Origin of the sequence: Streptomyces hilarionis, from assembly GCF_024539675.1 — a bacterium.
Classification (GTDB): Bacteria; Actinomycetota; Actinomycetes; order Streptomycetales; family Streptomycetaceae; genus Streptomyces; species Streptomyces hilarionis.
In genome coordinates, this window is sequence record NZ_JAHHIT010000161.1 from 1 (window position 1) to 20,626 (window position 20,626).

The window sequence follows — 20,626 nt, forward strand, 5'->3', positions numbered from 1 at the left end:
TGACCGGCCTGGCCGCCGACTCGCGGGCGGGCGCCGGCACCCGCCCGCACCACCACCACCGCCGGAACCACCACCGGCGCCACGGCCGCGTCGGCCGCGCGGGCCGCCGGCGTCGGATGCGCGGTGCTCCTCGCCGTGCCGCTGCTCCTGGCGCTCGCCTTCGCGGTCTGGATCGCCGTCGTGACCAAGGACGCGTCGGACTTCCCGCGCGCCGCCGCGCGGACGGCGGCGGACCGCCTGGCCGAGCATTCCCAGGAGGCGTACGACGTCCTCGGGTTCACGCGCGCGGTCGCACCCGGGCAGCCGGTCGTCGGCGACGAGAACGTCCTCGGCTCGGACGCCTGTTACCGGGGCGGCCTGACGGACGAGGAGGTCGGCGGCGCCTACCGGATGTACCACCGCTGGGCCCTCGCCGACGTCCCCGCCGGGCAGGCGCGGGCCGGCCTGCGCCGGCTGCGCGACCACCTCGACGACGCCGGCTGGGACATCACCTCGTACGGGCGGGACGCCTCCCGCGACGCCTGGGAGCTGGAAGCGGCCCGCTCGGACGGGGAGGAGCGGATCTCGTTCGCGTGGTCCGCCGACCGCGGCTCCTTCACCGGCTTCGCGTCCGCGGCCTGCGCCGTGGACCCCGGCTGGCGCGAGGGCGACGACAGGCCCGGCGAGGACCTGACACCGCCCGCGCTGCGTCCGTCGGCGGCCTGAGCCCCCGAGCCGGGTGGGGGCCCGGGCCTACAGGAAGGGGGCGAACCCGTCGAGCAGCCCCAGCACCTCCGCCTCGCCGGCCGGCGGCAGCTGCACCACGACCTCCTCGACGCCGAGCTCCGCGTAGTGCGCGAGCTTCCCGGGGGACGGCTGGACGGCGTACGGCACGATCTGAAGGGCGGACGGATCGCGGCCCGCGTCCGCCCACGCGGAGCGCAGCACGGGCAGTGACTCGGACAGGCCGCGGCCGCCGATCGGCAGCCAGCCGTCGGCGTACTCGCAGATGTGCGCGAACAGCTTGGGTCCGGCGGCCCCGCCGATCAGGGTGCGCGGGCCGGTGACCGGGCCGCGCGGCTTCTGCACGGGCTTGGGGTACGCCGTGCTGGCGCGGACGCCGCCGAACTCGCCCTCGTACGCGGTGGGTTCGTCCGCCCACAGCGCCTGCATCAGCCGCATGCGGTCGCGGACCAGTTCGCGCCGGGTGCGCCAGTGCACGCCGTGGTCGGCGGCCTCCTCGACGTTCCACCCGTAGCCGAGCCCGAGGGTGAGCCGCCCGCCGGAGAGGTGGTCCACGGTCGCGATCTGCTTGGCCAGGTCGATCGGGTCGTGCTGCGCGACGAGCGTGATGCCGGTGCCCAGCCCGAGCGTCCGCGTCACGGCCGCCGCCTGCCCGAGGGCGACGAAGGGATCCAGGGTGCGGCCGTACTCGCGGGGCAGGTCGCCGCCGGCCGGGTAGGGAGTGGTCCGTTCGACGGGGATGTGCGTGTGCTCGGGCAGATAGAGCCCGGCGAACCCGCGTTCCTCCAGCTCGCGGGCGAGGCGGGTGGGGGTGATCGTCTCGTCGGTGAGGAAGATCGTGACGGCGATGCGCATGGGCGGCCCTTTCACTGCGTACGGCTTCGTCGACGGCGTCGTCGCGGGCGACGCCCTCATCTGTACCGGGAGACGGGACACGTGTCCATACCGACTGGTCGGCATCGACAGGGGCCCGGCCTCGCCCGCCGCCCGTACGATGACCCCCACGGGAGGAGGACCCCATGTTCGACCACATCGGCGGACTGCGCCCCGAGGAGGCCGCCCGCTGGACCGCGCTGGTCGAGCACTGCCGGCCGCTCCTCGAGGCGGAGGGGATGGAGGCCGTCCAGGCGTCGCTGGCCGAACGCGGGGTGGGCGTCCTCCCTGCGATCGCCGTCACCCGGGCCCTGCTCGGACACGCGCGGACCCCCCTCCAGGTCGCCGTCGAGATCGTCACCACGAGCGCCGCCCGCCGGTGACCGCCCCGCGGACGACGCCCCCGTGTCCGGTCCGGCAGGTCCCCCCGCCGCCGCCTCGGACGGCGGCGTCGGCGAGCATGGACGCCGGCAGACCCGTTCGTGAAGGAGCCCTCGAACCATGGCCCGTTCCAGCGACCTCCGTTTCCGTGCGACGACCGCCTTCCAGCGGTACCTCGCCAATCCCCTGACCCGCCGGCTGCCCTTCCACACGCTCCTGGAGACCACCGGCCGCACCTCCGGCCTCCCTCGGCGCACCCCGCTGGGCGGCCGCCGGGTCGGCGACACGTTCTGGCTGGTCTCGGAGTTCGGGGAACGATCGCAGTACGTCCGCAACATCCGGGCCGACCCCCGCGTGCGGGTGCGCATCGGCGGGCGGTGGCACTCCGGGACGGCCCACCTGATGCCCGAGGACGACCCGGTCGCCCGGCTGCTCACCCTGCCCCGCGCCAACAGCACGGCGGTACGGGCACTCGGGACAGGGCTGCTCACGGTGCGGGTGGAGCTGGACGTCTGACAGCCGTCGTGCCCGCCGCATGGGCCCGTGGACGGGGGGCACGGCGGCCGTCGAAGTCGGCTCCCGGGCCGTGTCCGACCCGGGAGAGGGGACGGGACGACCGGTGGGGCCCGCCGGCCGGGGCGGTTCACCCCGGCCAGACGATCGCCTGCACCTCGCTGTACGCGTGCAGCGCGTACGAGCCGACGTCGCGGCCGACCCCGCTCTTCTTGAAGCCGCCGAACGGCGCCTCCATGTTGCGGCCCACGGTGTTGATCCCGACGCCGCCGGCCCGCAGCCGCCGTGCCACCCGGAACGCCCTCGCCACGTCCGCGGACCACACGTAGTCGATCAGGCCGTAGTCGCTGTCGTTGGCGAGGGCGACCCCCTCCTCCTCGTCGTCGAAGGGGACGACGACGACCACGGGACCGAAGATCTCCTCACGGGCCACGCGCATGTCGTTGGTGCAGTCCGCGAGCACGGTCGGCGCGACGTAGAAGCCCCGCTCCGACGGCGGGCGTTCGCCTCCCGTCACCACCACCGCGCCTTCCTTGCGGCCCAGTTCGACGTAGGACTCCACCCGGTCCCGGTGCGCGGCCGAGATCACCGGCCCGACCACCGTGTCCGCCCCGGCCGGATCGCCCACCGTCAACCGACGTGCGTAGGAGGCCAGTTGCTCGACGAGCCGGTCGTACACCCCCCGCTGCGCCAGCACCCGCGTCGGCGCCGTGCAGATCTGCCCGCTGTAGAAGGAGAACGTGGTGCCGATGCCGGCCACCGCCGAGGCGAGGTCGGCGTCGTCGAGGACGACCGCCGCGCCCTTGCCGCCCAGCTCCATCAGCTGGCGTTTCATCTGCCGCCCGCACACCTCGGCGATGCGCTGCCCGACGGCCGTCGACCCGGTGAAGCTCACCATGTCGACGTCCGGCGACGACACGGCCGTCTCACCGATCTCCACGGCGCGCCCCGAGACGACGTTCACCACCCCGCGCGGCACGCCCGCCTCCTCCAGCGCCGCCGCCATCCGGTAGACGGACAGGGGATCCTGCGGGGCGGGTTTGACCACGACCGTGTTGCCCATGGCCAGAGCGGGGGCGATCTTCCCGGCCGGGTTCGCCCACGGGTTGTTGTAGGAGGTGACACAGGTGACGACACCGACGGGCTGGCGGACGGCCAGCGCGCCCATCACCGCGGCCCTCCCCATCGGACCGGCCTCGTTGATCTGCGGCGGGACCGGCCACTCGGCGCTCTCCACGCACGCGTAGCGGCGGAAGCGGGCCGCGCCCACCCCGACCTGCATGCCGCGCGCCGTCGCGGTCGTCGCGCCCGTCTCCGCCCGCGCGAGGTCGGCGTACGGCAGCAGCCGGGCCCGGATCAGGTCGGCCGCCCGGGCCAGCACCGCCGCCCGCTCCGACGGCGGGGTGCGCGACCACGGGCCGAACGCCTCGCGGGCCGCGGCGCACGCCGACCGCACCTGGTCCGGCGAGGCCTCCGGCGCCCAGCCGACCGTCCCCTCGGTCGCCGGGTCGACGACCTCGTAGTGACCACCGTCCGGCTCCACCCAGGCCCCGTCCACGAACAATCGCTGCCCGTCGGCCGGTTCCCGGCTCATCCGGTGCTCACCGTGCGGGTGTCCCGGCCCGAGCGCAGCACCCGCCCCGGCACGGCGCCCGTCACGACGTCGTCCCGGATGACCGCCACGCCGTTGACCCAGACGGCCCGCACGCCGATCGCCCGGGAGTCCAGCCGCGGGCTGTCGCCCGGCAGGTCGTGCACCAGCGTGGCCTTGCCCGCGTCGATCCGCTCCGGGTCGAACAGGACCAGGTCCGCGTGGTACCCCTCCTGGACGCGGCCCCGCTCCCGCAGGCCGAACAGGCGCGCCGGATCGTCGGTGAGCATCTTCACCGCCTCCTCCAGCCCGGCCAGCTTCCGGCCGCGCAGGCAGTCGCCCAGGAAGCGGGTGGTGTACGGCGCCCCGCACATGCGGTCCAGGTGCGCGCCGGCGTCGGAGCCGCCGAGCAGGACGTCCTCGTGGCTCCAGGTCCGCGCGCGCAGCGCCCACGAGTCGGGGTCGTTGTCGGTGGGCATCGGCCACAGGACGGTGCGCAGCTCGTCGGCGGCGCAGATCTCGACGAGGCAGGCGAACGGGTCGAGGCCGCGCTCGGCGGCGACGTCCCGGACGACGCGGCCGGTGAGGCCCTCGTTCGCCGCGCTGTAGGTGTCGCCGACGACGTACCGCCCGAAGTCGGCGAGGCGCCGGAAGACGCCGGCCTCCCTGGAGTCGGCCCGCCGCAGCATCTCGGCGCGCACGGCCGGGTCCCGCAGCTTCGCGATGCGCTCCGGGACGGGCAGGCTCAGGACCGGCCCCCAGCCGGGGATCAGGTTCAGGGCGCAGAACGTGCCCAGGGACATGTTCATCGGTGTGAGGATCGGCATGGTGAGCGCCACGACCCTGCCGCCGGCCTTGCGGGCCCGCTCGCTCGCGGTGAGCTGGCGGGGCACCCGCTCCGGGACGGCCGCGTCGACGGTGAGGACGTTCCAGTTCAGGGGCCGTCCGGCCGCCGCGCTCATCTCCACGAACAGGTCGATCTCGGCGTCGCTGAACTGGTCCAGGCACCCGGCGACGATGGCCTCGATCTGGGTGCCCTCGTGCTCGCCCACGGCCCGCGACAACGCCAGGAGCTCGTCGGGAAGCGCGTGCCGGGAGGCGACCGGCCGGCCGTCGCCATCGGAGTGGGTGGACGACTGGGTGGTGGAGAAGCCCCACGCGCCCGCGTCCATCGCCTCGTGCAGCAGCCGGACGATCTCGGCCAGTTGCTCCTCGGTGGGCTGTCCGCCCACCGCGTCCGGCCCCATCACGTACCGGCGCAGGGCGCAGTGCCCCACCATGAACCCGGCGTTGACGGCGATGCGCCCTTCGAGGGCGTCGAGGTACTCCCCGAAACCGTGCCAGTTCCAGGGCGCCCCCTCCTCCAGGGCGACCAGGGACATGCCCTCCACCTTGGACATCATGCGGCGCGTGTAGTCGGCGTCCTCGGGCCGGTCGGGGTTCAGCGGCGCGAGGGTGAAGCCGCAGTTCCCGGCCGCGACGGTGGTCACGCCGTGGTTGAGCGAGGGGGTGGCGTACGGGTCCCAGAAGAGCTGGGCGTCGTAGTGGGTGTGCGGGTCGACGAACCCGGGCGCGAGGACGAGACCGGCGGCGTCCTCGCGGCCGCGGGCCTCCTCGGTGACGTCGCCGACGACGGCGATCCGGCCGTCGCGGATCCCGACGTCGGCGGTGAAGGCGGGGGCGCCGGTCCCGTCGACGACGGTCGCCCCCTTGATGACGTGATCGAGCATGAGAGCTCCTCCTCAACTCCGTTGCGGGCAGCGCCGCTCGGGGGCGCGGGGAGCTGCGCGACCGGCCACGACGGGCGCGCGGCCGCGGATCGGCCCGCACCCCGACGGCGACAGCGCGCCGCGGGCAGCGACAGCGACTACGGCTACGGCTACGGCTACGCGCCCTGCCGGAACCGCGTGGTCCGGTGCACGGGATCGGTGTCGATCTTCGGGATGACGTGCTCCCCGATCAGCCGGATCGTCTGCAACGTCTCCTCCTTGGGCACGCCCACCGGCAGCCCGAAGGACAGCTGGTCGGCCCCGGCCTGCTCCCACCGCTTGCACTGGCGGGTCACCTCGTCCGGGTCGCCGCAGATCAGCAGCTCCTCCTCGATGAGGAGCTCGACGAACTCGGCGTTGTACTCGGGCAGCGTCTCCGGCCAGACGGGGAAGCCCTCGGGGCGCGGGAAGGTGTCGTGGTAGCGGAACACCAGGGACGGCAGGTAGTGCAGTTCGCCCTCGACGGCGATGCGGATCGCCTCGTCGTGGGTGGGCGCGCAGATCGCGGTCGTCGTCACCATCACGTTGTCGTTGACGAAGTCGCCGATGGGCTCGGCGTTCACGACGGCGGTCTTGTACTGCTCCAGCACCCACTCCATGTCGGACACCTTCTGGATGCTGAAGCCCAGCACCCCGAGGCCCTTCTTCGCCGCCATGGCGTACGACGGGGGCGACCCGGCCGCGTACCACATCGCCGGATGCGACTTCCCGTACGGCTTCGGCAGGATCTTGCGCGGCGGCAGCTGCCAGTGCTTGCCCTGGAAGCCGGCGTACTCGTCCTGGAGCCACATCTTGGGGAACTCGGCGACGGTCTCCTCCCAGATCTCCTTCGTGTGGTTCATGTCGGTGATGCCGGGGAGGAAGCCGAGGATCTCGTGGGATCCGGCGCCGCGGCCGGATCCGAACTCGAAACGGTTGCCGGTGAGGTGGTCGAGCATGGCGACCTTCTCGGCCACCTTGACCGGGTGGTTGACCTGCGCGAGCGGGTTGAAGATGCCCGAGCCGAGGTGGATGCGGTCGGTGGCGTGGGCGAGGTAGCCGAGGTAGACGTCGTTGGCGGAGAGGTGCGAGTACTCCTCCAGGAAGTGGTGCTCGGAGGCCCAGGCGTACTTGAATCCGGACCTGTCCGCCTGGATGACGTACTCGGTCTCCTCCATCAGCGCCTTGTGCTCGGCGAGCGGGTCGGTCTCGCCGCGCTTGCCCACGTATCCCTGTACAAAGAGCCCGAATTCCAAGGAGGTTCACCGTCCCCGGTTCTGAAGTCCGCGATTTCTGACGGCTCGTCAGATCGATGGGCCGACTGTCGCACCCGCCGCACGGAGGGTCAATACCTGACGACCCCTCAGATGATGCTGACCCCGGCCAGCCAGCCCCCGTCGATCACGAACGGCTGGCCGGTGATGTAGGAGGAGTCCTCGCAGGTGAGGAACAGCGCCAGCCGGGCCACTTCCTCGGGGCGGCCGATGCGGCCGAGCGGCACCAGCTTGCGGTACAGCCCGTCGATGGCCTTGGCGGTCTCCTCCCGGTCCGCGTCCGGGTCGAGCAGGGAGGGGTTGGACATGGCGGTGTCGACCGCACCCGGGCACACGGCGTTGACCCGGATGCCGCGAGGCGCGAGCTCCAGGGCCGCGACCCGGGTCAGGCCGAGGATCGCGTGCTTGGTCGCCGCGTACGCGCCCACCGCCGCCATCCCGGTCACCGCGGTGTACGAGGCCGTGTTGACGATCGTCCCGCCGTCCGCCATCACCGGGGCGACCGTCTTGACGCCCAGGAAGCAGCCCACCTGGTTGACCCGCACGACCTGCATGAACTCGTCGAGGGGCGTGTCGGTCAGGGCGTTGAAGCGCAGGATGCCGGCGTTGTTGACGAGCCCGTCGATCCGGCCGTACGCCTCCTGCGCGGCGCGCACGGCCGACCGCCAGGCGTCCTCGCTGCCGACGTCGAGCGGGACGTACAGGGCGCCTATCTCCTCGGCGAGGGCCGCGCCCTGTTCCTCCAGGACGTCGGCGACCACCACCTCGGCGCCCTCCGCCCGGAACAGCCGGGCCTCCTGCTCCCCCTGGCCGCGCGCGGCGCCGGTCACGAGGACGACGCGTCCGTCGAGCTTGCCCATGCCGAACCCCTTCGCTTCGCATCACTGGAGCTCGGCATCGTACCGCTGTACCTGACGATGCGTCAGATAGCGGTCCGGACCGATCCGGCGGCATCCCGGACCGCACGGGCACCCCTCGCGTGACCGGCAAGCGGGACGGGCGGCGGAGAGAACCGGTACCGCGCTCGAGGCAACCCGAACGCCCCTCGCGGTTTCTGACGTATCGCAACCCGGCGACGAATGGGGGACACGGGATGAAGACGCGTGCGGTGAAGCGCTGCCGGCCCGGGCGGACGGCTTCGGGCAGGCCGTCCGGCTGGACCTCGGCAACAGCGCTGCTCCTGGTGCTGACCACGTCCTGCACCGGCTCCGCACCGGGAGACGGCGCCGCCCGGGGGCCGAAGCCCGGCGCGGCAGGGGTGGGCGACCGGCTGTTCCCCACGCTCGGCAACGGCGGCTACGACGTGGCGCATTACGGGCTGACCCTGCACTACGTGCCCGAGACCAACCGCCTGAAGGGCACGGCGGTCATCACGGCGCGGGCCACCCAGGACCTGAGCCGCTTCGACCTCGACCTGTCGGGGCTGGTGGTGCGCACCGCCACCGTGCAGGGCGAGGCGGCCGATTTCCGTCGGACCGCCGACGAGTTGACGGTGATCCCGGCGAAGGCGGTCGCGCGCGGCGAGACCTTCAGGACGGTGGTCGCCTACGACGGCGTCCCACGCGTGCTGAAGGGCGACGACGGCGGCCTGGAGGGCTGGATCGAGACCGACGACGGCTCGACGGCCCTGGGCCAGCCGACCGGCTCCATGACCTGGTTCCCGGGCAACCACCACCCTTCGGACAAGGCCACGTACGACATCACGGTCACCGTGCCCAAGGACGCCGACGGCGACCCCTACGACGTGGTCGGCAACGGCACGCTGACCGCGAAGGTGGACGAGGGCGAGGCGGTGACCTGGCACTGGCGCACCGCGGAACCCATGGCCGGCTACCTCGCCCACCTGTCCGTCGGCCGCTTCGAGATCGACGAGGCCGCGACCGACGACGGACTGCCCGTCTACGTCGCCGTCGACCCCGCCGAGTCGGAGGAGGCCGCGGACGTGAAGGCCCTGGTGCCCGAGATCGTCGGCTGGGGCGGCGACCGTTTCGGCCCCTACCCCTTCTCCTCCGCCGGCGCCGTGGTCGACCACCTGCCCGAGCTCGGCTACGCCCTGGAGACCCAGACCAGGCCCTACTTCGGCGAGGCCCCGGACGAGGCACTGCTCGTGCATGAGCTGGCGCACCAGTGGTTCGGCAATTCCGTCACTCCGCGCAGGTGGAAGGACATGTGGCTCAGCGAGGGCCTGGCCACCTACGCGGAGTGGCTCTGGGAGGAGGATCGGGGCGGCCGAAGCGCCGACGAGATCTTCGCGGACTTCTACGACGGCACGGACTCCGACAGCGAAGGCATCTGGGCCTTCCCGCCGGCGGACCCGCCCGGCGCGGCACGGGTCTCCGACCCGCCCGTCTACGGACGCGGCGCCATGGTCGTGCACAAGGTGCGCGAGGCCGTGGGCGAGAAGACGTTCTTCGGCATCCTCCGCGCCTGGACCCGCCTGCACCGGTACGGCAACGCCGACACCCGGCAGTTCATCGCGTTGTGCGAGAGCGAGTCCGGGAAGGACCTGAGTGAGCTCTTCGACGTGTGGCTCTTCGGCAGGAAGAAGCCCTCCCGGGCGTGACGGGAGCGCCTGACGGGAGACGGGCGCTCTCCTTCCTCTCTACAGCAGCGGCCCGACCTCCGCCCCGAACGCACTGATCTGGTCGACGAGTTCGGTGCGGCTGCGGCAGCGGAACCTGACCTGGATCTGGTCGACGCCCATCCCCCCGTAGGCGCGCAGGGAGTCGGCGAGCGCCCGCGGGGGGCCGGTGAGGGTGCGGTGGCCGACGTCCCAGGCGGGTGTGCCGACGTAGAGGGGCTCGGTGATGGCCCCCAGCGTGCACGGCTGCTCGACGCCGGCCTCGGCGCGCAGGCGGCGGATGCGCTCGATCTGTGCGGGGAGCCGGTCCCTCGGGTCGCCCTGGGGCAGCCAGCCGTCGCCTCTGAGCGCGGCCCGGCGCACGGCGGCCGGGGACGACCCGCCGACCCAGAGGGGGACGCGGGACTGGACCGGACGGGGCCGCTGGCCGAGCTCCTCGAAGTCGTAGAACTTCCCGTGGTGGGAGGGGAACTCCTGGGGCCCGAGGGCGGCGCGCAGGGCGTCGATCGTCTCGTCCAGGACCGCGCCGCGCCGCTCGAAGTCCGCGCCCAGCGCCTCGAACTCCTCGCGCACGTGCCCGGCCCCCACCCCGAGGATCAGCCGGCCCCCGCTGAGGTGGTCCAGCGTGGCGTACTGCTTCGCCGTCAGGAGGGGGTGGCGCAGGCCGACGACGGCGACGTGGCTGAGCAGGCGCACGCGGGTCGTCACGGCCGCGACGTGCGCGAGGGTGGCCACCGGGTCGTACCAGACGGTGCTCATGGCCTCGGCCAGTCTGCGCGGGATCGCCACGTGGTCGCAGGCGGCGACGTAGGCGAAGCCCGCCCGGTCGGCGGCCCGGGCGATCTCGACCAGGTCGGCCGGGCCCGCGTCGGCCTCCCAGGGCTCGGCGTAGATCGTCGACCGGGACTGGACGGGGAGCTGGATGCCGTACGCGGGACTCACCGGGGGCTCCACAGGCCGTCCTCGGTCAGTCCCAGCAGCTCGATGGCGTTGCCCCGCACGATCCGCTCGACCACGTCCGGGGCCAGATGGCCCATCTGCGCCTCGCCGACCTCCCGCGACTTCGGCCAGGTGGAGTCGGAGTGCGGGTAGTCGGTCTCGTACAGGACGTTCCCGACGCCCACGGAGTCGAGGTTGCGCAGCCCGAAGGCGTCGTCGAAGAAGCAGCCGTAGACGTGGTCGGCGAACAGCTCGGACGGCGGCCGGTGCACCTTGTCCGCGACGCCGCCCCAGCCGCGGTTCTCCTCCCACACCACGTCGGCCCGCTCCAGGATGTAGGGGATCCAGCCGATCTGGCCCTCGGCGTACATCACCTTCAGGTTCGAAAAGCGCTCGAACTTGCCGCTCATCAGCCAGTCGACCATGGAGAAGCAGCAGTTGGCGAAGGTGATCGTGGAGCCGACGGCGGGCGGGGCGTCCGCCGACGTGGAGGGCATGCGGCTGCTGGAGCCGATGTGCATGGCCACGACCGTGCCGGTCTCGTCGCAGGCGGCGAGGAACGGGTCCCAGTAGTCGGTGTGCACGGAGGGCAGGCCCAGGTGCGGGGGTATCTCGGAGAAGGCGACCGCCCTGACCCCGCGGGCCGCGTTGCGCCGCACCTCGGCCGCCGCGAGTTCGGCGTCCCAGAGCGGGACGAGGGTGAGGGGGACGAGCCGCCCCCGGGCGGCCGGCCCGCACCACTCCTCCACCGTCCAGTCGTTGTAGGCGCGCACGCAGAGCAGGCCCAGCTCGTGGTCGGCGGCCTCGGTGAAGGTCTGGCCGCAAAAGCGCGGGAAGGTGGGGAAGCAGACGGCGGACTGGACGTGGTTGAGGTCCATGTCGGCGAGCCGGGAGGGGACGTCGTAGGAGCCGGGGCGCATCTGCTCGTAGGTGATGACCTCGAGCCTGATCTCGTCGCGGCTGAAACCGACGGCGGTGTCCAGGCGGGTCAGGGGCCGTCGCAGGTCCTCGTAGACCCACCAGTCGCCGACGGGTCCGTCGTCGCCGGGCTCGCCCATGACGGGTTTGAAGCGGCCGCCGAGGAAGGTCATCTCCTTCAGCGGGGCGCGGACGACCCTGGGGCCCGCGTCGAGGTACTTCCTGGGCAGCCGGTCCTGCCAGACGGTGCTCGGCTCCACGGTGTGGTCGTCGACGGAGATGATCAGCGGGAGCGGTGCGGTGGCCGGCGTTGCGGCGGGCGAGGCGGTCGCTGAGGTGTCCATGGAGGCACGGTAGCGCCGATCTGACGACCCGTCAGCAAACCTGCGGGGGCCATCGGTGATCGACTGTGTCCGGATGTGTGCGCCGAGCCTGTGAGAGGTCGGTGAACTCCCGTGAGGCGCGCTGTGATCGGCGTCTCGCGCAGCTGACGGTCTTGGCGCGGACAGGGCAAACTGGGCTGGTACTTCGGATGCCTAAGGGGAGCCCTGATGGACGACCGCGCAGAGCACGGCGGCCCACGCGTGCCGCAGCAGAGGCGCCCCGGTGCTCCCGGGGAGCCGGCCGCGCTGCGCTTCGACGTGCTCGGCCCGGTCCGCGCCCGGCGCGGCGACGAACAGCTGGCCACCGGCTCACCCCAGCAACGCGCCCTGCTCGCGGCCCTGTTGCTGCGCGAGGGCCGCACCGCCACGGCGGCCGAGCTGATCGACGCCCTGTGGGGCGAGGAGCCGCCCTCGCAGGCGCTGGCCGCGGTGCGGACGTACGCCTCCCGGCTGCGCAAGGCACTGGACCCGCGCGTCCTGGTGAGCGAGTCGGGCGGGTACGCGGTGCGCGGACTGGGCGAGGGCGCCCTGGACCTGGCGGTCGCGCAGGAGCTGGCGGCCGACGCGGAGAAGGCCAGGGCGGCCGGCGAGCTGGGCCGCGCCCGCGAGGTGCTGAACCGCGCCCTGGGCCTGTGGGACGGCGAGGCGCTGGCCGGGGTCCCGGGGCCGTACGCGGAGGCCCAGCGCGTCCGGCTGGAGGAGTGGCGGCTCGGGCTGCTGGAAGCCCGCCTGGACATGGACCTGGAGCAGGGCTGCCACGCGGAGGCGGTCTCGGAGCTGACGGCGCTGACGGCCGCGTACCCGCTGCGCGAGCGGCTGCGCGAGCTGCTGATGCTGGCGCTGTACCGCAGCGGCCGGCAGGCGGAGGCGCTCGCGGTGTACGCGGACACCCGGCGGCTGCTGGCGGAGGAGCTGGGCGTGGACCCGCGCGCGGGACTGCGCGAGCTACAGCGCCGCATCCTTCAGGCCGACCCGGAGCTGGCCGAGCCGTCCGCGCCGGCCGAGCAGCCCGCGGTGGTGCGGGTGCGGCCCGCCCAGCTCCCGGCGACCGTGCCCGACTTCACCGGGCGCTCGGCGTTCGTGCGGGAGCTGAGCGAGGTGCTGGCGGCGGCGTCCGGGCCCGCCGGGGCCGACGGGACGGGCCGGGTGATGGCCGTGTCCGCGCTGGCCGGCATCGGCGGCGTCGGCAAGACGACCCTCGCCGTGCACATCGCCCACCAGGCGCGCTCCGCCTTCCCCGACGGGCAGTTGTACGTCGATCTCCAGGGCGCGGGGGCGCGGGCCGCCGACCCGGAGACCGTGCTGGGCTCGTTCCTGCGGGCGCTCGGCACACCCGACTCGGCGGTGCCGGACTCACCGGCCGAACGCGCGGCGCTGTACCGCTCCGTGCTGGACGGACGCCGGGTGCTGGTGCTGCTCGACAACGCCAGGGACGCGGCGCAGGTGCGGCCGCTGCTGCCGGGCACGGAGGGCTGCGCGGCGCTGATCACCAGCCGGGTGCGGATGGTCGACCTCGCGGGCGCGCACCTGGTCGACCTGGACGTGATGTCCCCCGACGAGGCGCTGGCCCTGTTCACCCGCATCGTCGGCGAGGAGCGGGTGGCCGCCGAGCGGGAGGCCGCCCTGGACGTGGTGGCGGCCTGCGGCTTCCTTCCGCTGGCCATCCGCATCGCCGCCTCCCGGCTCGCGGCCCGCCGCACCTGGACGGTGTCGGTGCTGGCGGCGAAGCTCGCCGACGAGCGGCGCAGACTGGACGAGCTACAGGCCGGCGACCTCGCCGTGAAGGCGACCTTCGAGCTCGGCTACGGCGCGCTGGAGCCCGCCCAGGCCCGCGCGTTCCGCCTGCTGGGCCTGGCGGACGGCCCGGACGTCTCCCTCGCCGCGGCCGCCGCCGTCCTGGACCTGCCGGTGGAGGACGCCGAGGACCTGCTGGAGTCCCTGGTGGACACCTCCCTGCTGGAGTCCGCGGCCCCCGGCCGCTACCGGTACCACGACCTGGTGCGGCTGTACGCGCGGTCCTGCGCGGAACGCGACGAGGAGCCGGCCGCCGCGGGGGCGGACCCCGCGCCCTCGGGGCAGCGGGGGACGGAGGCCGCGATGTCGCGGCTGCTGGACTTCTACCTGGCGACCGCCACGGGCGTCTACGCGATCGAGCGGCCCGGGGAGCGGGTGCTGGACCACCTGAGCCGCGGCAGCTACCCCGGCCTGGAGTTCCCCGACCGGGGCCGGGCGCTGGACTGGCTCTTCGCCGAGGCCAGCGGCCTGCTGGCGGCCGTGCAGCAGGCGGGCACGGCGGGCGTGCTGCGGCGCGCGGCCGACCTGCTCCTCGCGGCCGTCGACCTCGGGGAGTCGGGGATCAGCTCGCGCCAGTACGTGCGGGCGGCCACCGCGGTGGTCACCGCCGCACAGCGGACCGGGGACCCCTACGCGGAGGGCCGCGCCCGCCTGATGCACAGTCACATTCTGGGCGTCTCGGGCCAGTTCGACGAGTCGGACCGGGAGGCGGCCGCGGCGCTGAAGCTGGGCCTGGCCGCCGGGGACCCGGTCGTGTGCGCCCAGGCGCCCAACCAGCAGGGCATCCTCGCCCTCTACACGGGCCGGCACGACGAGGCGGAGCAGCACCTCACCGGGGCGCTGGCCGCGTTCCGCGCCGACCGCAACGCGCCGGGCGAGGCCAGCGCGCTGTGCAACCTGTCCCGGGTCCATCTCGCGACCGGCCGCATCGACAGCGCCGTCCTCCTGGCCCGGCAGGGCGTCACCCTCTACGAGCGCGACGACACCGGCATGGCCCTGCGCCTGGCCAACGGCAAGTACGCCCTGGGGCTGGCGCTGACCAGCGCCGGGGAGATCACGCTGGCGCTGGAGGCGCTGACCGACGCCCTCGGCATGTTCCAGGACGCCCGTCAGCAGCTGTGGCACGGCATGACCCTCTTCCGGCTCGCCGAGCTCCATCTCGCCGACGACGCCCCGGCCCGCGCCGCCGCCAGTGCGGAACAGGCCCTCGCCGTCCTGCACGGCATCGGCGGGGAGTGGCGGCGCGCCAACGTCCTGACGGCCCTCGGCCGGGGCCTGCACGGCATCGGCCAGCTCGACCGGGCGCGGGTGTGCTGGCAGGAGGCGCTGACGGCGCTCGAGGCGCTGAAGTCGCCCGAGGCGGCGGACGTGCGCGCGCTGCTGGCCTCGGCGCCGGTGGGGTGAGGGACCGCGCGGGCGTTCATCGTTCGTTTATCGCCGTGCGGCACTGTCAGTGGGGCCGGACCGTCGCGTCGGGGGGCAGACGGCTCGGCCGACGGCCGCGCAGCCGGGAGGGGTCTCGTGGATCAGGCCACAGGACGCCGCCTAAGGTGAACGGCCGTGCGGGAGCCGCCCGGCAATCCACGGGGGTACTGCCGGGCGGTCCCGCTCCCATCCGTTCGTCACGCCTCACTTCCTAGGAGTCACCTCATGGCCGACAACACCGGCGCCGTCAAGCCCGCGGACTTCCACGCGACCAGCGAGAAGGCGCAGACCCCGGCGGTCATCGCCGAGACCCGGCCGGCCGCGGACGCGGCGGGCGAGGAGATCGCCGCCAAGGACTTCCACGCCACCACCGAGCCGCTCGCCAAGCCGGCCGACTTCCACGCGACCGACGAGAAGGCCTGACACGAGCCACACCCGACGGGGATCGGCCGCGGCGGCGCGGAGGGGGCGCCGCCGCGGCCGAGGCGTGCCCGGAGCCGGACGGCGTGCGGTCACGCGACCGTGTACTGCGTGTCCCCGAAGTCCGCGACGACCCGGAGTTCGCCGCCCAGGGCCCGCACGTAGGAGCGCAGGGTGGCGACCTCCGTGCGATCGATCTCCCCGTGCTCGATCGCCGAGATCCGGGGCGTGGACACCCCCATGGAGTCGGCGACATCCCGCTGGGTGAGGTCCTGCTCACGACGGAGCTCGGCGAGCTTGTGGGCCCGGATCTCGGCGAACAGGCGGTCTTTCGCCTCCTGCTTCTCCGCCGGTGTCATCAGCGGGATCCCGGCGGCCCGCTGCTGCTCGTGAACCCTCTTCTTGACTTCCTCCCAGCCGACGCTGCTCATTCGTACTCCCTCGTTTCCAGCTCGGTGATGTGATCCTGGTACCGCTTCTCGGCGATCGGGACGTTGGCGTCGTACCAGCCACTCCAGTCTCCGGCCTTGTCTCCGGCGACCAGGAGAACGGCGCGACGCACGGTGTCGAAGGCGAAGAGGACGCGAATCCCGGTCCGGCCCGATGACCCAGGCCTCAGCTCCTTCATGTGGTGCCACTCCGAGCCTTTGATGCGATCGACCAGAGGTCGGCCGAGGGCAGGACCGTGGTCCGCCAGTGTGTCCACGGCGACTTCGACCTGCCTCGCACTGGCTGGATCCGACTGCGCCGGCGCCTCGAACCAGGTCACCACTTCGGCGACCAGAATCACTTCCCCTTGAGCCGTGCCCGGAAAATTAACGCAAGTGTTAACCCATCGGACGGGATCAGCGTCCCCTCACTCTCCCGGGTGACGCCCCCCGAGCGCCCGCAGCTCCCCCTTCACGACCTTGCCGCTCGCGTTGCGGGGCAGACGGGGGACGAACTCCACGGACCGGGGCACCTTGTAGTTCGCCATCTCGCGGCGGGCCCAGGCGATCAGGTCGTCGGCCGTCGTCACCGCGCCGGGCCGCCGCACGACGTAGGCCCGGCCCACCTCGCCCAGGCGGGGGTCGGGGACGCCGACGACGGCGACGTCGGCCACGTCCGGGTGCAGCCCGAGGAGTTGCTCTATCTCCGCCGGGTAGGCGTTGAACCCACCGACGATGAACATGTCCTTGATGCGGTCGGTGATGCGGAGGTTGCCGGCGGCGTCCAGGACGCCGACGTCCCCGGTGCGCAGCCAGCCGTCCGGGGTCAGCGCGAGGGCCGTGGCCGCCGGGTCCTCGTAGTAGCCGCCCATGACGTTGAAGCCCCGCACGAGCACCTCGCCCGGCGCGCCCGGGGCCTGCTCGGCGCCGCGCTCGTCGACGACCTTCACCTCCGTGCCCGCGATGGCCCGGCCCGAGGTGGCGGCGACGACGTCCGGCTCGTCGCCGCGGCGGCACATCGTGACGATGCCGCTCGCCTCCGACAGCCCGTACGCCGTCAGCACCGTCTCCACGCCGAGTTCGCCCCGCAGCCGCTCCACCAGACGCAGCGGGACCACCGCCGCGCCGGTCACCACCAGCCGCAGCGCCGAGAGGTCGTGCTGGTCGCGGGTGGGGTGGTCCAGCAGGGACTGGTGCAGCGTCGGGGGCCCGGGCAGCACCGAGACCCGTTCCGACGCCACGTGCGCCAGCACCGCGTCCACGTCGAACACGGGCTGCGGGATCATCGTCGCGCCCCGCATCAGGCAGGCGATCACCCCCGCCTTGTAGCCGAAGGTGTGGAAGAAGGGGTTCACGATCAGGTAGCGGTCGCCGCGCCGCAGCCCCGCCAGGTCGGTCCAGATGCCGTAGGCCCGCAGGGTCTGCGCGTGCGTGATCACCGCGCCCTTGGGACGGCCCGTCGTCCCCGAGGTGAAGACGATGTCCGAGGGCTGGTCCCCGCGCACCGCGTCCGCGCGCCGGCGGACCTCGGCCCGCCCCACGCCCTCCCCGCTCGCGAGGAAGTCCTTCCAGGTGCGGAAGTCCTCCGGGGCGTCGTCCGACAGCACGACCACCTGTTCCAGCGCGGGCAGGCCCGCGAGCGGTCCCGCCCCGGGCCCCTCCCCGGCCGCCCGCCGCAGCGACGCCACGTACGAGGCGCCGAGGAACGTGCCGGTCACGAACAGCAGCCCGGCCCCGCTCCTGCGCAGCACGTCGGCCGCCTCCGCGCCCTTGAAGCGGGTGTTGACCGGCACGAGCACCGCCCCGGCCGACACCGCGCCCAGGGCCGCGACCATCCACTCCAGGCAGTTCGGGGCCCAGATGCCGACCCGGTCGCCCGCGCGGACCCCGTTCGCCAGGCAGGCCGCCGCCGCACGCTCCACACGGGCGCCGAGTTCGGCGTACGAGATCCGGGTGCGGCCCTCCACCACCGCCTCGGTGTCGGCGTACCGTTCGGCCGCCGCGCGCACCAGGCCCGGGATGCTGCCCCACTCCACGTCACCGCGCATCACGCGCCTCCCACCCGCTAGCTGACTACCCGTCAGATTAGCTGTAACCTGACGGACTGTCAGCGGTCCTATCGCACAGCGGAGGTGCGCGCAGCGTGACCCTCAAGGACGCCACCGCCATCGTCGGCATCGGTCAGACCCCCTTCGCCAAGCACCTCCCCGAGTCCGAGAAGACGCTCGCCTGCCGGGCCGTCCTCGCCGCCCTGGACGACGCGGGCATCGCGCCGGGCGAGGTCGACGCGCTCGCCTCCTACACCATGGAGGAGACCGACGAGGTCGAGCTCGCCAAGGCCGTCGGCTTCGGCGACCTCACCTTCTTCAGCAAGGTCGGCTTCGGCGGCGGCGGTTCGTGCGCCACCGTCGCCCACCTCGCCGCCGCGATCGCCGCCGGGCAGGCGACGGTCGGGGTGGCCTGGCGCTCGCGCAAGCGGGGCAGCGGGCCGCGCCCCTGGACGAACACGGCCGTCCAGCTGCCCACGCCGGCCCAGTGGACCCGGCCCTTCGGGCTGCTGCGGCCCGCCGACGAGATAGCCATGCTGGCCCGCCGCTACATGCACGAGTACGGCACGACCCGCGACCACCTCTTCAACGTCGCCCTCGCCTGCCGCAACCGCGCCAACCAGAACCCGGCGGCGATCATGTACGAGCGGCCGCTCACCCGCGAGATGTACATGAACGCCCGCTGGATCAGCGAACCCCTGTGCCTCTACGACAACTGCCTGGAGACGGACGGGGCGCTGGCCTGCGTGATCGTCGGCAGGGAACGGGCCCGCGACTGCCGGCAGCGGCCCGTCTACGTGCACTCCGCGGCGCAGGGCCTGCCCGCCCAGCACCACGGCATGGTCAACTACTGGAACGACGACCCGCTGACCGGCCCCGCCTGGACCGCGGCCGGACACCTGTGGAAGCACGCCGACCTCACCCCCGCCGACGTCGACGTCGCCCAGATCTACGACGCGTTCACCCCCCTCGTGCCGCTCTCCCTGGAGGGGTACGGCTTCTGCGGGCGCGGCGAGGGCGGCGCCTTCACCGAGGGCGGCGCCCTGGAGACCGGCGGACGGCTGCCCATCAACACCGGCGGGGGCGGACTGAGCGAGGCCTACGTCCACGGCTTCAACCTGATCAACGAAGGCGTCAAACAGCTGCGCGGGACCAGCACCGCCCAGGTGCCGGACGCCGCCGCCTGTCTCGTCACCGCCGGCGAGGGCGTGCCGACGTCCGCCCTGCTGCTCAGGAACTGACAGCCCGAGGAGTTGACCCACCATGCTCACCCCCGTCACCGACCCCGACGGCGCCCCCTTCTGGCGGTACGCCGCCCGCGGCGAGCTCCGCGTCCAGACGTGCGCCGACTGCGGCGAGCCCCGGTTCCCGCCCCGCCCCTGCTGCCCGCACTGCCAGTCCTTCGCGAGCGAGTGGCGGCCCGTGTCGGGACGCGGACGGATCTGGTCCTACGTCGTCCCGCACCCGCCCCTGCTGCCGGAGTACGCGGCACTGGCCCCCTACAACGTGATCGTCGTCGAACTGGCCGAGACGCCCCGGATACGGATGGTCGGGAACCTGGTGAGCGGCCCCGGAGCGCCGCTCGGCTCCTTTCCCCCCGACCGGATCCGGATCGGCGCCCGGGTCCAGGTCGTCTTCGACGGCGACGGACTGCCCAGCTGGGTCCTGGAGCGGCCGTGAGCGTGCGCCTCGACGTCGACGAGGACACCGGCGTGGCGGTCGTGACCCTCGACCGGCCGCACCGGCTCAACGCCGTCGACCTCGACACGGCCGCCGAACTGCGTGACGTCTGGCGCGGGTTGCGCTTCGACGACCGCGTGCGCGCCGTCGTCCTGACCGGCGCCGGAGGCCGGGCGTTCTCCACCGGCATCGACCGGGACGCCGTCGTGCCGCAGCCCGGCTCCCCGTACATGCTGGACGATCCGCTGCTCACGGTCGGCCCCAAGGCGAACGACCTGTGGAAGCCGGTGATCGCCGCCGTGGAGGGCATGGCCTGCGGGGGCGCCTTCTACCTGCTGGGCGAGTGCGAGTTCGTCGTCGCGGGCGCCGACGCCGTCTTCTTCGACCCCCACACCACCTACGGGATGGTCAGCGCGTACGAGTCGGCGCTCCTCGCGCAGCGCATGCCCCACGGGGAGGTCGCGCGGATGATGCTCATGGGCACGGCGGAACGCGTCTCGGCGCGGCGCGCCCATGAGATCGGCCTGGTCTGCGAGGTCACCGACCCGGGCGGCGCGTCGGCGGCGGCCGTCGCCTGCGCCGCCGTCGTCGCCGGGTATCCCCCCGCCGGCGTCCAGGGCACGGTGCGGGCCCTGTGGGCGGCGAAGGAGGCGGCCCTCGCCTCGGCGTACGCGCAGGCGCCGCACCTCATCGCCCTGGGCAACCTGCCCGGCGAGGAGCAGGCACGCCTGTTCACGACCCGACCGGACACGCCCCCGCACGTCCGCTGAAACACCCCGAGCCCTGCTCGGCCCGACCGGCCCGCCCACCACGCGGCCGGGCGGACGCGACGCGGTCGCCCCGCGCCCCACGGGCAGCCCGACCACCGCGGCCGCCGGCCCCGCCCCACCACAGCCCACGCCCCTCC

19 protein-coding genes are annotated in these 20,626 nt (G+C 73.6%); 9 read left to right on the forward strand and 10 right to left on the reverse strand.

Features of this window, described 5'->3' with window-relative positions:
• Positions 1 to 123 precede the first annotated feature (123 nt).
• Entirely contained in the window at positions 124 to 705 is a 582-nt protein-coding gene (locus KMS84_RS31120) for a hypothetical protein (protein WP_256919821.1), read from the forward strand.
• A gap of 27 nt (positions 706 to 732) precedes the next feature.
• Here KMS84_RS31120 and KMS84_RS31125 read toward each other — a convergent pair whose 3' ends face one another.
• Positions 733 to 1,578, reverse strand: a complete 846-nt coding sequence (locus KMS84_RS31125; protein WP_256919822.1) for an LLM class F420-dependent oxidoreductase — start codon at positions 1,576 to 1,578, stop codon at positions 733 to 735.
• A gap of 164 nt (positions 1,579 to 1,742) precedes the next feature.
• On the opposite strand from KMS84_RS31125, the gene KMS84_RS31130 reads away from it, so the two are divergent.
• Together KMS84_RS31130 and KMS84_RS31135 are read left to right on the forward strand one after the other, a co-directional pair.
• Positions 1,743 to 1,979, forward strand: coding sequence for a hypothetical protein (locus KMS84_RS31130; protein ID WP_256919823.1), 237 nt, complete (start codon positions 1,743 to 1,745; stop codon positions 1,977 to 1,979).
• 118 nt (positions 1,980 to 2,097) lie between these two features.
• Positions 2,098 to 2,493 carry a nitroreductase/quinone reductase family protein gene (locus KMS84_RS31135; protein WP_256919824.1) on the forward strand — a complete coding sequence of 132 codons (396 nt, stop codon included), beginning with the start codon at positions 2,098 to 2,100 and terminating at the stop codon, positions 2,491 to 2,493.
• Positions 2,494 to 2,620: 127 nt separating this feature from the next.
• On the opposite strand, the gene KMS84_RS31140 is transcribed toward KMS84_RS31135, so the two are convergent.
• The 4 genes from KMS84_RS31140 to KMS84_RS31155 all read right to left on the reverse strand — a co-directional run bounded on the left by KMS84_RS31140 (position 2,621) and on the right by KMS84_RS31155 (position 7,963).
• Complete coding sequence (locus KMS84_RS31140; RefSeq protein ID WP_256919825.1) at positions 2,621 to 4,084, reverse strand: aldehyde dehydrogenase family protein; 1,464 nt, start codon at positions 4,082 to 4,084, stop codon at positions 2,621 to 2,623.
• A complete protein-coding gene (locus KMS84_RS31145; RefSeq protein WP_256919826.1) occupies positions 4,081 to 5,811 on the reverse strand; it encodes an N-acyl-D-amino-acid deacylase family protein in 1,731 nt (576 codons plus the stop codon). The genes KMS84_RS31140 and KMS84_RS31145 overlap by 4 nt, the downstream gene beginning before the upstream one ends.
• 155 nt (positions 5,812 to 5,966) lie before the next feature.
• Entirely contained in the window at positions 5,967 to 7,085 is a 1,119-nt protein-coding gene (locus tag KMS84_RS31150) for an LLM class flavin-dependent oxidoreductase (protein WP_285894190.1), read from the reverse strand.
• Between the two features lie 107 nt (positions 7,086 to 7,192).
• Positions 7,193 to 7,963 (reverse strand): SDR family NAD(P)-dependent oxidoreductase, encoded by a 771-nt coding sequence (locus KMS84_RS31155; protein ID WP_256919828.1) that lies wholly within the window; start codon positions 7,961 to 7,963, stop codon positions 7,193 to 7,195.
• Between the two features lie 233 nt (positions 7,964 to 8,196).
• On the opposite strand from KMS84_RS31155, the gene KMS84_RS31160 reads away from it, so the two are divergent.
• Complete coding sequence (locus tag KMS84_RS31160) at positions 8,197 to 9,666, forward strand: M1 family metallopeptidase (RefSeq protein ID WP_256919829.1); 1,470 nt, start codon at positions 8,197 to 8,199, stop codon at positions 9,664 to 9,666.
• 39 nt (positions 9,667 to 9,705) lie between these two features.
• On the opposite strand, the gene KMS84_RS31165 is transcribed toward KMS84_RS31160, so the two are convergent.
• Both KMS84_RS31165 and KMS84_RS31170 read right to left on the reverse strand, forming a co-directional pair.
• Entirely contained in the window at positions 9,706 to 10,626 is a 921-nt protein-coding gene (locus KMS84_RS31165) for an LLM class F420-dependent oxidoreductase (protein ID WP_256919830.1), read from the reverse strand.
• The gene (locus KMS84_RS31170; protein ID WP_256919831.1) at positions 10,623 to 11,885 is read right to left on the reverse strand and encodes an amidohydrolase family protein; all 1,263 of its coding nucleotides are present in this window, start codon (positions 11,883 to 11,885) and stop codon (positions 10,623 to 10,625) included. The genes KMS84_RS31165 and KMS84_RS31170 overlap by 4 nt, the downstream gene beginning before the upstream one ends.
• Positions 11,886 to 12,092: 207 nt before the next feature.
• On the opposite strand from KMS84_RS31170, the gene afsR reads away from it, so the two are divergent.
• Together afsR and KMS84_RS31180 are read left to right on the forward strand one after the other, a co-directional pair.
• The gene (gene afsR / locus KMS84_RS31175; protein ID WP_256919832.1) at positions 12,093 to 15,122 is read left to right on the forward strand and encodes an SARP-family global regulator AfsR; all 3,030 of its coding nucleotides are present in this window, start codon (positions 12,093 to 12,095) and stop codon (positions 15,120 to 15,122) included.
• A 246-nt stretch (positions 15,123 to 15,368) separates the two neighbouring features.
• Entirely contained in the window at positions 15,369 to 15,566 is a 198-nt protein-coding gene (locus KMS84_RS31180; protein WP_256919833.1) for a hypothetical protein, read from the forward strand.
• A gap of 89 nt (positions 15,567 to 15,655) precedes the next feature.
• On the opposite strand, the gene KMS84_RS31185 is transcribed toward KMS84_RS31180, so the two are convergent.
• From KMS84_RS31185 to KMS84_RS31195, 3 genes are all read right to left on the reverse strand, one after another.
• Positions 15,656 to 15,994, reverse strand: coding sequence for an XRE family transcriptional regulator (locus tag KMS84_RS31185; protein ID WP_256919834.1), 339 nt, complete (start codon positions 15,992 to 15,994; stop codon positions 15,656 to 15,658).
• Positions 15,991 to 16,353, reverse strand: coding sequence for a type II toxin-antitoxin system RelE/ParE family toxin (locus tag KMS84_RS31190; RefSeq protein ID WP_256919835.1), 363 nt, complete (start codon positions 16,351 to 16,353; stop codon positions 15,991 to 15,993). Before KMS84_RS31190 ends, KMS84_RS31185 begins: the two co-directional genes overlap by 4 nt.
• Positions 16,354 to 16,419: 66 nt before the next feature.
• Positions 16,420 to 18,039, reverse strand: coding sequence for a FadD3 family acyl-CoA ligase (locus KMS84_RS31195; RefSeq protein WP_256919836.1), 1,620 nt, complete (start codon positions 18,037 to 18,039; stop codon positions 16,420 to 16,422).
• A gap of 95 nt (positions 18,040 to 18,134) precedes the next feature.
• Here KMS84_RS31195 and KMS84_RS31200 point away from each other — a divergent pair, with 95 nt between their 5' ends.
• Genes KMS84_RS31200 through KMS84_RS31210 form a run of 3 tightly spaced genes read left to right on the forward strand, consistent with a single transcriptional unit; the run spans position 18,135 to position 20,489 of the window.
• Positions 18,135 to 19,280 carry a lipid-transfer protein gene (locus KMS84_RS31200; protein WP_256919837.1) on the forward strand — a complete coding sequence of 382 codons (1,146 nt, stop codon included), beginning with the start codon at positions 18,135 to 18,137 and terminating at the stop codon, positions 19,278 to 19,280.
• Positions 19,281 to 19,302: 22 nt separating this feature from the next.
• Positions 19,303 to 19,719: a Zn-ribbon domain-containing OB-fold protein gene (locus tag KMS84_RS31205; RefSeq protein WP_256919838.1), complete on the forward strand. Its 417-nt coding sequence runs from the start codon at positions 19,303 to 19,305 to the stop codon at positions 19,717 to 19,719.
• A complete protein-coding gene (locus tag KMS84_RS31210) occupies positions 19,716 to 20,489 on the forward strand; it encodes an enoyl-CoA hydratase/isomerase family protein (RefSeq protein ID WP_256919839.1) in 774 nt (257 codons plus the stop codon). The genes KMS84_RS31205 and KMS84_RS31210 overlap by 4 nt, the downstream gene beginning before the upstream one ends.
• Positions 20,490 to 20,626: the final 137 nt, after the last annotated feature.

Coding starts and splice junctions, on each gene's coding strand:
- KMS84_RS31125 (WP_256919822.1), bottom strand. CDS start 1,578: ATGCGCATCGCCGTCACGATCTTCCTCACCGACGAGACGATCACCCCC.
- KMS84_RS31130 (WP_256919823.1), top strand. CDS start 1,743: ATGTTCGACCACATCGGCGGACTGCGCCCCGAGGAGGCCGCCCGCTGG.
- KMS84_RS31135 (WP_256919824.1), top strand. CDS start 2,098: ATGGCCCGTTCCAGCGACCTCCGTTTCCGTGCGACGACCGCCTTCCAG.
- KMS84_RS31140 (WP_256919825.1), bottom strand. CDS start 4,084: ATGAGCCGGGAACCGGCCGACGGGCAGCGATTGTTCGTGGACGGGGCC.
- KMS84_RS31145 (WP_256919826.1), bottom strand. CDS start 5,811: ATGCTCGATCACGTCATCAAGGGGGCGACCGTCGTCGACGGGACCGGC.
- KMS84_RS31155 (WP_256919828.1), bottom strand. CDS start 7,963: ATGGGCAAGCTCGACGGACGCGTCGTCCTCGTGACCGGCGCCGCGCGC.
- KMS84_RS31160 (WP_256919829.1), top strand. CDS start 8,197: ATGAAGACGCGTGCGGTGAAGCGCTGCCGGCCCGGGCGGACGGCTTCG.
- KMS84_RS31170 (WP_256919831.1), bottom strand. CDS start 11,885: ATGGACACCTCAGCGACCGCCTCGCCCGCCGCAACGCCGGCCACCGCA.
- afsR (WP_256919832.1), top strand. CDS start 12,093: ATGGACGACCGCGCAGAGCACGGCGGCCCACGCGTGCCGCAGCAGAGG.
- KMS84_RS31180 (WP_256919833.1), top strand. CDS start 15,369: ATGGCCGACAACACCGGCGCCGTCAAGCCCGCGGACTTCCACGCGACC.
- KMS84_RS31185 (WP_256919834.1), bottom strand. CDS start 15,994: ATGAGCAGCGTCGGCTGGGAGGAAGTCAAGAAGAGGGTTCACGAGCAG.
- KMS84_RS31195 (WP_256919836.1), bottom strand. CDS start 18,039: ATGCGCGGTGACGTGGAGTGGGGCAGCATCCCGGGCCTGGTGCGCGCG.
- KMS84_RS31205 (WP_256919838.1), top strand. CDS start 19,303: ATGCTCACCCCCGTCACCGACCCCGACGGCGCCCCCTTCTGGCGGTAC.